Annotated in this window: 14 protein-coding genes; 10 read left to right on the top strand and 4 right to left on the bottom strand. The window is 59.8% G+C overall.

What is annotated here, in order from left to right; all coding sequences use genetic code 11:
- Nucleotides 1–13 precede the first annotated feature (13 nt).
- From grxC to ACR0K4_RS17370, 3 genes are read left to right on the top strand one after another with little or no spacing between them, the layout of a single operon-like run.
- A complete protein-coding gene (gene grxC / locus ACR0K4_RS17380; RefSeq protein WP_170657874.1) occupies nucleotides 14–271 on the top strand; it encodes a glutaredoxin 3 in 258 nt (85 codons plus the stop codon).
- The gene (locus ACR0K4_RS17375) at nucleotides 268–1,098 is read left to right on the top strand and encodes a carbon-nitrogen hydrolase family protein (RefSeq protein WP_480521725.1); all 831 of its coding nucleotides are present in this window, start codon (nucleotides 268–270) and stop codon (nucleotides 1,096–1,098) included. Before grxC ends, ACR0K4_RS17375 begins: the two co-directional genes overlap by 4 nt.
- Nucleotides 1,099–1,112: 14 nt before the next feature.
- Nucleotides 1,113–1,553 carry a MarR family winged helix-turn-helix transcriptional regulator gene (locus ACR0K4_RS17370; RefSeq protein ID WP_480521726.1) on the top strand — a complete coding sequence of 147 codons (441 nt, stop codon included), beginning with the start codon at nucleotides 1,113–1,115 and terminating at the stop codon, nucleotides 1,551–1,553.
- 2 nt (nucleotides 1,554–1,555) lie between these two features.
- Here the strand turns inward: ACR0K4_RS17370 and ubiG are convergent, their stop codons facing one another.
- Nucleotides 1,556–2,302, bottom strand: a complete 747-nt coding sequence (gene ubiG, locus ACR0K4_RS17365; protein WP_480521727.1) for a bifunctional 2-polyprenyl-6-hydroxyphenol methylase/3-demethylubiquinol 3-O-methyltransferase UbiG — start codon at nucleotides 2,300–2,302, stop codon at nucleotides 1,556–1,558.
- A gap of 49 nt (nucleotides 2,303–2,351) precedes the next feature.
- Here ubiG and pip point away from each other — a divergent pair, with 49 nt between their 5' ends.
- The 7 genes from pip (at nucleotide 2,352) to ACR0K4_RS17330 (ending at nucleotide 11,043) form a co-directional block, all read left to right on the top strand.
- Nucleotides 2,352–3,329 (top strand): prolyl aminopeptidase, encoded by a 978-nt coding sequence (gene pip, locus ACR0K4_RS17360; RefSeq protein ID WP_480521728.1) that lies wholly within the window; start codon nucleotides 2,352–2,354, stop codon nucleotides 3,327–3,329.
- Nucleotides 3,326–4,144, top strand: a complete 819-nt coding sequence (locus ACR0K4_RS17355) for an ABC transporter substrate-binding protein (RefSeq protein ID WP_480854980.1) — start codon at nucleotides 3,326–3,328, stop codon at nucleotides 4,142–4,144. The genes pip and ACR0K4_RS17355 overlap by 4 nt, the downstream gene beginning before the upstream one ends.
- Before the next feature lie 159 nt (nucleotides 4,145–4,303).
- Entirely contained in the window at nucleotides 4,304–4,894 is a 591-nt protein-coding gene (rimP, locus tag ACR0K4_RS17350) for a ribosome maturation factor RimP (RefSeq protein ID WP_170740538.1), read from the top strand.
- On the top strand, nucleotides 4,894–6,507 hold the full coding sequence (gene nusA / locus ACR0K4_RS17345) for a transcription termination factor NusA (protein WP_480854978.1): 1,614 nt from the start codon (nucleotides 4,894–4,896) through the stop codon (nucleotides 6,505–6,507). The genes rimP and nusA overlap by 1 nt, the downstream gene beginning before the upstream one ends.
- A 22-nt stretch (nucleotides 6,508–6,529) precedes the next feature.
- Nucleotides 6,530–7,153: an RNA-binding protein gene (locus ACR0K4_RS17340; protein WP_480854977.1), complete on the top strand. Its 624-nt coding sequence runs from the start codon at nucleotides 6,530–6,532 to the stop codon at nucleotides 7,151–7,153.
- An 8-nt stretch (nucleotides 7,154–7,161) separates the two neighbouring features.
- Nucleotides 7,162–9,633: a translation initiation factor IF-2 gene (gene infB, locus ACR0K4_RS17335; RefSeq protein ID WP_480854975.1), complete on the top strand. Its 2,472-nt coding sequence runs from the start codon at nucleotides 7,162–7,164 to the stop codon at nucleotides 9,631–9,633.
- A 261-nt stretch (nucleotides 9,634–9,894) separates the two neighbouring features.
- A complete protein-coding gene (locus ACR0K4_RS17330) occupies nucleotides 9,895–11,043 on the top strand; it encodes a DMP19 family protein (protein ID WP_480854974.1) in 1,149 nt (382 codons plus the stop codon).
- Between the two features lie 191 nt (nucleotides 11,044–11,234).
- On the opposite strand, the gene ACR0K4_RS17325 is transcribed toward ACR0K4_RS17330, so the two are convergent.
- The 3 genes from ACR0K4_RS17325 to tdh form a co-directional block, all read right to left on the bottom strand.
- The gene (locus ACR0K4_RS17325; protein WP_480854972.1) at nucleotides 11,235–12,062 is read right to left on the bottom strand and encodes an alpha/beta hydrolase; all 828 of its coding nucleotides are present in this window, start codon (nucleotides 12,060–12,062) and stop codon (nucleotides 11,235–11,237) included.
- 3 nt (nucleotides 12,063–12,065) lie between these two features.
- Nucleotides 12,066–12,947: a tryptophan 2,3-dioxygenase gene (locus ACR0K4_RS17320; protein ID WP_480854970.1), complete on the bottom strand. Its 882-nt coding sequence runs from the start codon at nucleotides 12,945–12,947 to the stop codon at nucleotides 12,066–12,068.
- A gap of 62 nt (nucleotides 12,948–13,009) precedes the next feature.
- A complete protein-coding gene (tdh, locus tag ACR0K4_RS17315) occupies nucleotides 13,010–14,038 on the bottom strand; it encodes an L-threonine 3-dehydrogenase (RefSeq protein ID WP_480521780.1) in 1,029 nt (342 codons plus the stop codon).
- Between the last annotated feature and the right edge of the window lies 1 nt (nucleotide 14,039).

Here is a 14,039-nt window from a genome sequence, read left to right as displayed (position 1 = left end):
GAAGGGACGGATTATGAAACCGGTAGAAATCTATACCTCACCGCTATGCGGCTTTTGCCACGCGGCCAAGCGGCTGCTGAAACAGAAGGGCGTCGAGTTCAAAGAGGTCGATGTGCTGATGCATCCCAAACGCAAGCCTGAGATGATTAAACGCGCGGGTGGCAAACGCACCGTGCCGCAGATTTTTATTGGCGCGCAGCATGTGGGCGGCTGTGATGACCTCTATGAACTGGACCGCCAAGGCAAGCTGGACCGCCTGCTGGCGGCATGAAGACAGCCCTGCTGCAGATCACCGCGTCGGACGATCCGGCCGAAAATCTGGACATGGTGCGCGACCTGATGGCCCAGGCGGCTGATCAGGGCGCGCGCTTTATCCTGACGCCTGAGGTGACGAATTGTGTCTCCACCAGCACCACACGGCAGCGCGCGGTTCTGCAGTTTGAGGAAGACGACTTCACGCTAGCGGGCCTGCGCGATCAGGCCGCTGCGCTGGGCGTCTGGCTGCTGATCGGCTCGCTGGCGGTCAAGACCCATGACACCGATGGGCGCTTTGCCAATCGCTGTTTCATGATCGACCCGCAGGGGCAGATCGTGGCGCGCTATGACAAGATCCATATGTTCGATGTGCAGGTCACTGAAACCGAGACCTTTCGCGAATCGAAGAACTACCGCCCCGGCGACCGGGCTGTGATTGCCGAAACCGAATTCGGCAAGGTCGGCCTCACCATCTGTTACGATATCCGCTTTCCGCATCTTTACGCTGCGTTGGCGCAGGCCGGTGCGCGAATCCTGACGGTCCCGGCGGCGTTTTCGCCGGTGACAGGGGCCGCGCATTGGGAATCGCTGTTGCGCGCGCGGGCGATTGAGACCGGCTGTTGGGTTCTGGCCCCGGCCCAGACCGGAGAGCACCCGAAAACGCGCGGCAAGACGCGGTACACCTATGGTCACAGCATGGTTGTCGCCCCGTGGGGAGAGGTGCTGATCGACGCAGGTACCGATCCGGGCATTCACATTTTCGATTTGGATGATAGTTCTGTGTCCGAGGCGCGCCGCCGGGTGCCCTCGCTGACCCATGTGCGGGCCTTCGACGGCCCCTGAACCAGAACCGGACTATGGCAGACGATACCAATGCCCTTGCGGTCACGCTGTTCAGCGAGATCCTGACCGCCGACCAATTGTTGCGCAACCGGCTGAGCCGGGTGCTGCCCAAGGGCATGGAAATCTCGCATTTTTCGGTGCTGAACCATCTTGTGTATGTGGGCGACGAACGCACCCCGGCCCAACTGGCCAGCACCTTCCACGTCACGCGCGGAGCAATGACCAACACCTTGGCCAAGCTGGAATGGGCCGGCTACATCCACATCCGCCCCGACTGGGACGATGCCCGCCGCAAGATGGTCGCCATCAGCCCCGCCGGCCGCCGCGCGCGCGATCAGGCGATTTCTTCGATTGCGCCGCTGATCAACCGAGTGGTCGGAGAGCTAGGGCTCGAGCGGGTCCGCAGCACGTTGCCCGTACTGCGGGATTTGCGGTTGCAGTTGGAGGGGGAGTAGCCTCAGGCGGGTTTCACACTCGCCGTCACATAGTTCACGCTCAAATCCCGATCCGAGATCGACCAACTCCAGAGGATCGGGTTGAACACGAACCCCTTGCGGTCCACCGGCTCCAGCCCGGCTTGGCGTAGCAGGTCGAACAGCTCATCGGGCGTGATGAACTTGTTCCACTCATGCGTGCCGCGGGGTAGCCAGCGCATGACGACCTCGGCCCCGAAAATGGCCATCGCATAGGATTTCGGGTTGCGGTTGATGGTGGAACACACCTGCAACCCGCCGGGTTTCAGCAAGTGTTGCGTGGCGGTGAGATAACCAAGTGGATCGGCCACATGCTCGACCACCTCCATGTTCAGCACCACATCAAACTGTTCACCCGCGGCGGCCATATCCTCGGCGGTGGTGTGGCGATAGTCGATCTGTAGGCCCGATTGTTCCGCATGGATGCGGGCGACGGGTAGGTTGCGTTCGGCGGCGTCAGCACCCACGACCGTCGCGCCCAAGCGTGCCATCGGTTCGCTCAGCAGCCCGCCGCCACAGCCGATATCCAGCAGGCGCAGGCCCTCGAAGGGGTTCGGAGCGGTCAGGTCGCGGTCAAACTCACCCGCGATTTGCTGGGTGATATAGTCCAGACGACAGGGGTTCAGCATGTGCAGCGGCTTGAATTTCCCGTGAGGATCCCACCATTCCGCCGCCATCGCCTCAAATTTTGCGATCTCGGACGGGTCAACCGTGTTCGGATGCGCTTGCATTCCTGTCTCCGTATGCTCTTTTACGTCTTAAGGACTATATAGGGCCATAATGGACAAGTACCCGGACCAAAAGCGCGCAGTTCAATATCTGTACCCGCCGATCGATCCTTTCGATCAGCGCATGGTCGATGTTGGCGACGGGCATCGTATCTATGTGGAACAATGCGGCAATCCTGATGGGATACCGGTGGTGATTCTGCATGGTGGGCCGGGGGGTGGCTGCAGCCCGGCGATGCGGCGGTATTTTGATCCGCGCCATTACCGGGTGATTCTGTTCGATCAGCGCGGCTGCGGGCGGTCGCGGCCCACGGCCTCGGTCGAGAACAACACGACATGGGATCTTGTGGCGGATATTGAGCGGCTGCGGGTCCTGTTCGATATCGACGAATGGATCGCCTTTGGCGGCAGCTGGGGCGCGACGCTGGCCCTGATCTATGCGCAGACGCATCCCGACCGGGTCAGCCGGTTGGTGCTGCGCGGCGTGTTTCTGGCCACGCAGGCCGAGCTGGATTGGTTCTATGGCGGCGGCGCGGGCAAGTTCTGGCCCGAGCAATGGGCCAAGTTCACCTCGCTTCTGTCTGAGGGCGAGATGGGCGACACCATCGCCGCGTATCACAAGCGCCTGTTTTCCGGCGACCGCGCAACCGAGGTTCTTTATGCCCGCGCCTGGTCGCATTGGGAGAACGCTCTGGCCTCGATCCACACGAACGGGTCGGTGGGGGAAAGCCCGGGGGAATATGCGCGGACCTTCGCGCGGTTGGAGAATCACTATTTCACCAACAAGGCGTTTCTGGAAAAGGACGGTCAGATTCTGGACCAGATGGATCGGATCGCCCATATCCCCGGACATATCGTGCAAGGCCGGTATGACATGATCTGCCCGCCTCAGGCCGCGTGGTCGCTGGCTGAGCGTTGGCCGAATGTCGAGCTTAAAATGGTCCGCCATGCAGGTCACGCATTGTCTGAACCCGGCATCAGCGCCGAACTGGTCCGCATCATGGACCGTGTAGCCGAGGAGAGCGCATGACCCGGATCGACCGCCGTGCTCTGTTTGCTTCGGGTGCCGCCGCTGCACTGCTGGCGGCCACGGGGGCTTCGCTGGCGGATACGCCCAAGACAGGCGGCACGTTGCGTCTGGCGGTGCCGCGCGATGACAGTCTGGACCGGGTGGCGCGCGGTGCGGTGTTTGACACCCTGACCGAAATTGCGCCAGACGGTACCCTGCGCGGAGAGCTTGCGTCGGGTTGGCAAACCGACGAACGGGCGCGGGTCTGGAGTTTCGATCTGCGCGACGATGCCCGGTTCCATGATGGCGCTGCCTTGAATGTTCAGGATGTGATCGCCGTTTTGCACGACGTTGGCCGGGCCGAGGCACTGGGCCCCAACCGCTTCCGTATGGAACTCGCCGAGGCGAATCCGGGCCTGCCCTTCCTGCTGGCCGACAGCCGGTTTGTTATCACGCGCGCCGGGCAGGACGTCTCACCGCTGCACGAGGCCAACGGCACCGGCAGCTACAAGGTCGAGCGGGCCGAGGATTCGCGTCATTTCCTGGGTCGCAGGGTTGAGGATCATTACAAAACCGGGCAGGCCGGATGGGCGGACCGTTTCGAGGTGATCGTCATCCCCGATCTGCACGTCCGGGCCGAGGCTTTGCGCGATGGTTACGTGGACGTCGCGGCGTTGCCTGACGCGGATGGTCTGAAAGATCAACGCGGTCTGCGCTTCCATCCAAGTCAGGCCGATATGTCGCTGGCCGTGGCCGCGCATGTCGGGATGCCACGGCAGATCGGCAAAGCCACGCTGGATGACGGACGCATCGCGGAACGGTGGTGGCTGGCCTGATTTAGATCACGTTTTACGCCGGGGGTTGCAGACTCGGGAACTCCTGCGTATATGCATCTGCAACAGCGGCGCGTTGGACTTCTGGTCCAAGGCTCCACCGGAAAATACGACGGGCCGCGCGCCCGTTTTTTTGTGCCCGATTGAAGGGTAGAGACCCGAATGACAAACGACCTGATAGCCAAAGCTGCCATCGACCGGCGACTGGCCGAGATCATCACCCCCGTGATCGAAGATCTGGGGTATGAACTCGTCCGCATCCGTTTGATGAGCGGCAAGCAGACCACGCTGCAGATCATGGCTGACAAGCCTGATGGCGGTATTGAGGTGGATGACTGCGCCGAGATTTCCAACGCCGTCAGCGCCACTTTGGATGTCGAGGATCCGATATTGGACGCCTATACGCTGGAAGTGTCCAGCCCCGGCATCGACCGCCCGCTGACCCGTCTCAAGGACTTTGAGACCTTCGAAGGCTATGAGGCCAAGATCGAAACCGCCGAGTTGATCGATGGTCGCCGCCGCTTCAAGGGTGAATTGGCCGGGATCGAAGGGGATGAGGTTCTGATCAACATCCCCGAGGGGGACGAGACGATCACCATCGGTCTGCAGTTCGACTGGCTAAGTGACGCCAAGCTGGTGCTGACCGATGACCTGATCAAGGAAATGCTGCGCCAGCGCAAAGACGCAGGTTCCTTAAACGAAAACGCTTTCGACGAGATTGAGACCGAAGGGTCCGAAGAGGAGACGAACTGATGGCAATCACCTCAGCCAACCAGCTGGAGCTGCTGCAGACCGCCGAGGCCGTGGCCCGCGAAAAGATGATCGACCCCGGTCTGGTTGTCGAAGCGATGGAGGAATCGCTCGCTCGTGCCGCCAAGAGCCGCTATGGCGCGGAAATGGACATCCGCGTGTCCATCGACCGCAAGACCGGCAAAGCGACATTCACCCGCGTCCGCACCGTGGTCGAGGATGAAGAGCTTGAGAACTACCAGTCCGAGTTCACCGTCGAACAGGCCAAGCAGTACATGGAAAACCCGGAGGTCGGCGACGTCTTCGTGGAAGAAGTCCCGCCGGTCGAAATGGGCCGGATTGCCGCCCAATCCGCAAAGCAGGTGATCCTGCAGAAGGTTCGCGAAGCCGAGCGGGATCGTCAGTACGAAGAATTCAAGGATCGCGCAGGCACCATCATCAACGGTGCGGTCAAACGCGAAGAGTTTGGCAATGTCATCGTCGATCTGGGCGGTGCCGAGGCCGTTCTGCGCCGCAATGACAAGATCGGTCGCGAAAGCTATCGCCCCAACGATCGTGTGCGCGCGTATATCAAGGAAGTGCGTCGCGAGGTTCGTGGCCACCAGATCTTCCTGTCGCGCACAGCGCCGGAATTCATGGCCGAGCTGTTTAAGATGGAAGTGCCGGAAATCTATGACGGCATCATCGAGGTCAAGGCCGTGGCCCGTGACCCTGGCTCGCGCGCGAAGATTGCCGTGATTTCCTATGATGGCTCGATTGATCCCGTCGGTGCCTGCGTTGGTATGCGCGGCAGCCGCGTGCAGGCTGTCGTGAACGAGCTGCAAGGTGAGAAAATCGACATCATCCCATGGAACGAAGATCAGCCGACCTTCCTTGTGAACGCTCTGCAACCCGCCGAGGTCTCCAAGGTGGTTCTGGACGAAGAGGCCGGCAAGATCGAAGTTGTGGTGCCCGAGGAACAGCTATCGCTGGCAATCGGTCGCCGCGGTCAGAACGTTCGTCTGGCCAGCCAGCTGACCGGTCTGGACATCGACATCATGACCGAGGCCGAAGAATCGGCGCGTCGCCAGAAAGAATTCGAGGCCCGCACCCAGCTGTTCATGGAAACGTTGGATCTGGACGAGTTCTTCGCCCAGTTGCTGGTCTCGGAAGGCTTCACCAACCTTGAAGAGGTGGCCTATGTCGAGATTGACGAACTGCTGGTCATCGACGGTGTCGACGAAGGCACCGCGCAGGAGTTGCAGACCCGCGCGCGCGAATTCCTGGAAGCGCAGGCCAAGGCCGCGCTTGATGCGGCGCGTGCATTGGGGGCCGAGGACAGCCTTATTGACTTTGAAGGCCTGACGCCCCAGATGGTAGAGGCGCTGGCCAAGGACGACGTGAAGACGCTGGAAGACTTCGCAACCTGCGCCGACTGGGAACTGGCCGGTGGCTGGACCACAGTTGATGGCGAGCGCATCAAGGATGATGGTGTTCTGGAACCTTTCGGCGTGACGCTGGAAGAAGCTCAGGACTTGGTCATGACGGCGCGCATCATGTTGGGCTGGGTTGATCCGGCTGAACTTGAGCAGGCCGAGGAAGACGGCGAAGCGACCGGCGAGGAGGTCGAGGCCTGATCTCAGGCCTCGGGTGGCGCACATGGGTCGCGGTGGCGTCCATAAGGATCGGTCCGAAGGGCCTGAGCGCAAGTGCATTGCCACGGGCGAGGTTCAGCCCAAATACGGGCTGATCCGCTTTGTGACGGGGCCGGATGGTCAGGTCTATCCGGATGTCGCGGCTAAACTGCCGGGGCGCGGGGTTTATGTGGCGGCGGATCGCGCCGCGCTGGACAAGGCCGTTGGCAAGAAACTGTTCTCGCGCGGGTTCAAGGCGCAGGTGAGCGCGTCGAAGGACCTGACGGATGAGGTCGAAAAACAGATCGCGCGCCGTGTGGTTGAATTGCTCAGCCTGGCGCGCAAGTCCGGTGACGCGGTTGCCGGGTATGAAAAGGTCAAGACGTGGCTGGACCGGGAAGAAGCAAGCGTGCTGATTCAGGCCAGCGATGGGTCGGGGCGCGGCAAGTCGAAACTAAGTACGCCGCACTTCGGTAAGTATATCGGCTGGCTGACTGCGGATGAGCTTGGGGCAGCATTTGGGCGCCAAACCGTGATTCATGCGGCCTTGGCCTCTGGCGGACTCGCCAAACGTGTTGTAGAGGAAGCGCAGCGCCTGTGTGGCTTGCGCGAAAAGGATGACGGCGGCAAGGGCCGCGCGGAAGGGTAAGAAGCTTTATGAGCGATACTGACGGCAAAAAGACATTGGGTCTTCGTGGCGGGGCACGCCCCGGAAATGTGAAACAGAGTTTCAGCCACGGACGCACCAAGAATGTCGTGGTGGAAACCAAACGCAAACGCGTGGTGGTCCCCAAGCCGGGTGCCGGAAAGCCGAGCGGCGGTGCAACGCCTTCGGGTGATCCGTCGCGCCGTCCTGCCGGGATTTCCGACGCCGAGATGAACCGCCGCCTGAAGGCCCTGCAAGCCGCCAAGGCGCGTGAGGCCGAAGAGACCGCCGCCCGTGAGGCGGAAGAAAAGGCGCGTGAAGAAGAACGCGCCCGTCGTCGAGCCGAGCAAGAGGCCAAAGAGCGCGAGCAGCGCGAGGCTGAAGAAAAAGCCCGTGCCAAGGCCGAAGAAGAACGCAAGCGCGTTGAGGCAGAAGAAGCTGCCAAACGTGCTGCTGCGGCCCCCGCGCCGGAAGAGCCTAAAGCCGCACGCGCACCAGCCAACAAACCGGCCCCCGCAGCGACCCCGCGCAAGCAGGATCGCGAGCGTGAACAGCGTGGTCGCGGTAAAGGCCGTGACGACAACCGCCGCTCGGGCAAGCTGACACTTGGTCAGGCCACCGGCGGCGAAGGCAACCGCCAACGCTCGATGGCAGCCATGAAGCGCAAGCAGGAGCGTGCGCGCCAGAAAGCCATGGGTGGCACGGTCGAGCGGGAAAAGGTGATCCGCGACGTGCAACTGCCCGAGGCGATCATGGTCTCGGAACTGGCCAACCGTATGGCCGAGCGCGTGGCTGACGTTGTCAAATCGCTGATGCAGATGGGCATGATGGTTACGCAAAACCAGACCATCGACGCAGACACCGCCGAACTGATTATCGAAGAATTCGGCCACAAGGTCACCCGCGTCTCCGATTCGGACGTGGAAGACGTCATCAAAGAGGTCGAAGACAGCGAAGACGATCTGCAGCCGCGTCCGCCGGTCATCACCATCATGGGTCACGTTGACCACGGTAAGACCTCTCTGCTGGATGCGATCCGCGACGCCCGCGTTGTGGCGGGCGAGGCCGGTGGCATCACCCAGCATATCGGTGCCTATCAGGTGAAAACCGATGGCGGCACCACGCTGACCTTCCTGGATACGCCGGGCCACGCGGCCTTTACCTCGATGCGCTCGCGCGGGGCTCAGGTCACGGATATCGTGGTTCTGGTTGTTGCGGCTGATGACGCGGTGATGCCGCAGACGATTGAGGCGATCAACCACGCCAAAGCGGCCGGAGTGCCGATGATCGTGGCGATCAACAAGGTTGATAAGCCTGATGCGAATCCGGACAAGGTCCGTACCGACCTGCTGCAGCACGAAGTCATCGTCGAGAAAATGTCGGGTGAGGTTCAGGACGTCGAAGTCTCTGCCATCACCGGTCAGGGCCTTGATGAACTGCTGGAAGCCATCGCGCTGCAGGCCGAGATACTGGAACTGAAAGCAAACCCTGACCGCGCTGCCCAAGGTGCCGTGATCGAGGCGCAGCTGGATGTGGGCCGCGGCCCCGTGGCCACCGTTCTGGTTCAGAACGGCACGCTGCGTCAGGGCGATATCTTCGTTGTGGGTGAGCAATACGGTAAGGTCCGTGCGCTGATCAACGACAAGGGTGATCGCGTCAAAGAAGCTGGCCCCTCGGTTCCGGTCGAGGTTCTGGGTCTCAACGGTACGCCCGAGGCCGGCGACGTTCTGAACGTCACTGAGACCGAAGCCCAAGCCCGTGAGATCGCCGCCTATCGTGAGCAAGCCGCCAAGGACAAACGCGCCGCCGCCGGTGCCGCGACCACCCTTGAGCAGCTGATGCAGAAGGCCAAGGAAGACGAAAACGTCACCGAGCTGCCGATTCTGATGAAAGCCGACGTTCAGGGTTCTGCCGAAGCTATCGTTCAGGCGATGGAGAAGATCGGCAATGACGAGGTGCGTGTGCGCGTGCTGCATTCGGGCGTGGGTGCGATCACCGAGACGGATGTCGGTCTGGCCGAAGCCTCCGGCGCGCCGATCTTCGGGTTCAACGTCCGTGCCAATGCCTCGGCGCGGAACACCGCGAACCAGAAGGGTGTCGAGATCCGCTATTACTCGGTGATCTATGACCTCGTGGACGACGTCAAAGCCGCCGCATCCGGCCTGCTGAGCGCCGAGATTCGCGAAAAGTTCATCGGTTACGCCGAAATCCGCGAAGTCTTCAAGGTCACCGGCGTCGGCAAGGTTGCTGGCTGTCTGGTCACCGAAGGCGTTGCCCGCCGCTCTGCAGGCGTCCGTCTGCTGCGCGACAACGTGGTGATCCACGAAGGCACGCTGAAGACCCTGAAACGCTTCAAGGACGAAGTGACCGAGGTCCAGTCGGGTCAGGAATGCGGTATGGCATTCGAGAACTACGACGATATCCGAGCCGGTGACGTGATCGAGATTTTCGAGCGCGAAGAAGTCACCCGCACGCTGGACTGATACGGGTTTAAATTAAAACAGGAAGCAGCGGCTCAATTGGGCCGCTGTTTTTAGTTGTGAAGCCTTGCGGCCTTTGATTTTCGAGATTTAGTTTGAAAGTCAATATCTTATAGGTTTGACGGTCTTTGGTGTTTCATCCGTTGCCTTGGAGCCCAATGGATGCACTTTTTTGCGGTACCGCCATATTCGCTCCACAATTCATTCGCCCTATAGGTGATGTGCCGTCACTTGATTCAATGTTTCGTTTAGGAAGACTAAGAGATGCTTCGCAATCTTTTTAAATCCCGCCAGCACCGCCATGAGATATTTGTTCCTGCATCAGTGCTCGCAAAGGACGCGAAAGAATACGCTTTTGTTGGCTCAGTTGTCAGTTGGGTGAACGCTGTGCGTGATCGGGGTGCCTACTCCGCCAATGAGATCGTGGAGGAGGCTCAAGAAGCATACAATGCCGACTATTACTACGCACAGGTATGCAATGGGGGTCATTCCCAATTCCGGCACAATTCACAGATGGACCCTATGACGCTGGCTTATGCGCAGAATGGCTTGAAAAACGCAGGCCTGTCGGAGCTGGCGGCATGTTTGGATGCGCTTATCGAAGCCCCAGAGATGGAAGGCGCCGTCTTGGAAGCGCTGGATTCCCGGTTTTTTGCGTCCTATTCGGACTACCACAAACGGATCAATGCCTGGCTTCAGCCGCGCGTGCATGTGGTGCCGGATGGGGATTACCCCGCGAAATTGGAACAATTCCTGAAACTGGACGGAGCCCGAGGTCAACGTTTTCGGGACCGCGAAGCTGTGGGCCTTCAGGCCAAGATTGAGAATGCTCAACTCGCGGGCTACGCACAGGTAGCATATGAGGTTACGGGTGGCCTATTCCTTGGTGTGCGTCCTGGTAGTTTTGCAAGCGTTTTTGGCCAGCAAACAGTGATCTGGGGTATCCCTGTGCGTACCGAGCAGAAAGAAGAAATCGTCTTCAACGGGATGGATGTGGCCGAGAGGTTTCTGCTTGTCCCGAAAATGCCGAAAGAGACTGTGGAAACAGAAGAGCAGCTACTAGCACTGTTTAACTCTGGTCGCAATTTAAAGAAGGAAGTCGTAGACCAATACTGCGAACTTGCACGAAAAGAGCGTCTGGGCCTGATCGCTGCGCTCTTGCTTGACATGGCGCCTGATCTGTCATCCCAGGATGTTGTCGCCCTGCACCTGATGATCGACAATGACCCTGAAAGAAAAGGGCGCTATGTGGCGATCCACTGCGCAAGTCACAACAGGCCTTTCGTCCTACGTATCGATGATTCCAAAACGATGATCATCAGCTTGGCTGACAAGGCGGCCATAGCTGTCTTGAGCAATCGCGAGGTAAAGAAAGCGCTGCGTCAGTTCGATGCTCGGAATCGTGTACACTAACTTTTCTGGTTTTGAAGGGGTGCAAGTTCCAAGACTGCCTCTGACGCAAGCAAATATCAGTTGCATCGCAAGCCGCCCCCGGAGTTTGAGCTCGAATCAGATATTTTCCGGGGCTGCTACGGCTCTACGTTCGTAGGGCTTGAGTCGGTTTGTGAAACCAGGGTCAGATTTGTCTGAGGTCAAACCCCCGACTACTGCGATCCCGCCAGGAACGTGCCCGGATGCATGATGATGTCGAAATGCTGCATTCCCTTTTGCAGATCGAAACTAACCGAATGCCCGCCTTTGCGCAGCAGCTCGGCGTAGTCCCGGCTTTGGCGGATAAACTCGGGCGTGTCGCGCTCGGCGACTGTCACCCGGTATCGTGGGCCGGGGGCGGGCAGGTGCAGGATCGGGGACAGATCATGTATCTCAACCGGAGTCAGCTGCAAGGGATCGTTCACCGGCGTCAGGCTGATTGGCTCCAGATCATATACTCCGCTGATCAGGATAACGTCGCGCACACGCAGCCCAGCACGGGCCAGCGCATCAGCCGAAGTCGCCATGACCATACTTGCCAGATGTCCGCCTGCGCTGTGGCCTGACAGGGTGATGCGGGTCGGGTCGAATCCTAAATCAAACGCGTTGTCGGCCAGCCACAACAAGGCCTTGCGGCATTCCGCAATCATGTCGCCGATGCGCGCATCCGGGGCGAGCGTGTAGTTCAGTGTGGCAAAGGACTGTTCAGCCTCGATAATGGCGGGGGCGACCATCGCCGATTCCCGCTGACTGAGGGCCTGCCAGTACCCGCCGTGGATAAACACATGCAGCGGGGCGCCAGCGCCTTTTGCAGGAAAGAAATCCAGAACTTGTGCCGGACCGTCGCCATATGCCAGATTTTCGCGGCATTTCATCTGCGCCCGGTGTTGTGCACTCAGCGCGGCGTAACTTTCAACATAGGGTGTCAGATCGCCGCCAATCATCGATCGCGGAGAGTATTCCTGATCCAGTTCATCCTGTGTGAAACCCCGATACAACATGGCTTACTCCTGTTCGGAATACATCAGTTCAGTGCGCATGTCGTACAGATCATGGAAAAAGCGCAAATCCAAGGCTTTGCGCAGGAAAGACACGCCGCTGGACCCTCCGGTGCCGGGTTGATTGCCGATCACCCGTTCGACCGCCGTGACGTGATCGAAGCGCCAACGCTGGAACAGCGACTCGACGTCCATTAGCTTTTCGGCCAGCGCATAAAGGTCCCAGTATGTCCCGGTGTTGCGGAACACCTCGACCCAGATTTTCACAATCCGCGGATCGCCGGAATAGGGCATGGCATAGTTGCGTTCAAGCAGGTCCTGAGGCACATCGAAACCCTGTCGCGCCAACATGTGCAGCACCTCGTCATAAAGCGAGGGTTTGGTCAGCGCGGCGTTCAGCAGACCCATGATTTCAGGGTCATGCTCGTGCACTTTCAGGGTCGAGGCATCCTTGTTGCCCAGAATGAATTCGATCTGACGGTAGCCATAGCTTTGGAATCCCGAGGAATTGCCCAGCGCCTGCCGAAAGGTCATGTAATCGGCTGGCGTCATGGTCAGCAAGGTTTCCCACGCGGCGATCAATTGTCTCTGGATGGCTTTGATCCGGTCGAGATTCTTCATCGCCGGGCCAAACTCGTCCTGTTGCAGAAAGCGGCGCACCTCGACCAACTGGTGATGCATCAGTTTCAGCCACAACTCGCTGACCTGATGGATGATGATGAACAGCATCTCGTCCGGTTGCGCCGGATCCTGAAAGGTCTTTTGCAGGTTCAGCAGCGTCTTGAGCTGAAGAAAATCGCCATAGCTTTTACGGTGCGTTTCCGCGAAATCGGTGACCAGAGAATCCTCGATTCCGCGTTCCAGAAACCGGTCTGTCTTGTCGCTCATGTGGCCTCTTTGACGTGCAGTTAACATCTGTGTATGGCCTGCTTTTGCAACTTTCCAGTGCCTTACGTCCAGTCCAACACCACTTTGCCGGATTGGCCGGATTTCATCGCCGCAAAGCCCTGTGCGAAATCGTCGACCCCGAACCGGTGCGTGATCACGCGGGTGACGTCCAGACCATTTTGCAACATGGCGATCATCTTGTACCAGGTCTCGAACATCTCGCGCCCGTAGACGCCTTTGATGGTGATCGCCTTGAATACGATGCGCGACCAGTCGACGGGGGATTTGCCCGGCGGAATCCCCAGCAGCGCGATCTTTCCGCCCATTACCAACGCCTCGACCATCTGGTCCAGTGCGGCCTGAGAGCCCGACATCTCAAGCCCCACATCAAAACCCTGCGACATACCCAACGCGACGATGACGTCCTGCAGGTCTTCTTTCGAAACATCGACCGTGCGCACGGTTGGCACCACATGCTCGGCTAGCGACAGGCGGTCAGGGTTGATGTCCGTGATCACCACATGCCGCGCCCCAGCGTGGCGAGCGACGGCGGCGGCCATGATGCCGATGGGGCCGGCGCCGGTGATCAGCACATCCTCGCCCAGCAGATCAAAACTAAGCGCTGTGTGCACGGCATTGCCCAGCGGATCGAGGATGGCTCCGATCTCGTCCGGAATATCGTCGGGCAGCGGTACAACGTTGAAGGCGGGCAGTTTCAGGTATTGCGCAAACGCGCCCTGTTCATTGACCCCGATCCCGCGCGTGCCGGGATCGAGATGGAATTTGCCCGCCCGGCTCTGACGGCTGTCATTGGTGATCAGGTGCCCCTCGCCGGAACACCGCTGGCCGATCTCAAGCCCGGTCACGTTGCGGCCCATTTCGACGATCTCCCCGGCGAATTCGTGCCCGGTGATCGTCGGCACGGGGACCGTCGCGGCGGCCCACTCGTCCCAGTTCCAGATATGAATATCGGTGCCGCAGATGCCGGTTTTATGGATGCGGATCAGAACCTCGTCGGGTCCGATTTCCGGGACCGGGGCCTGAATCATCCACAACCCCTCTTTGGGATGAGATTTTTCAAGGGCTTTCATG

The sequence above is a fragment of the Ruegeria sp. K11 genome (assembly GCF_056531905.1).
This window is presented reverse-complemented; position numbering and strand designations above follow the sequence as displayed.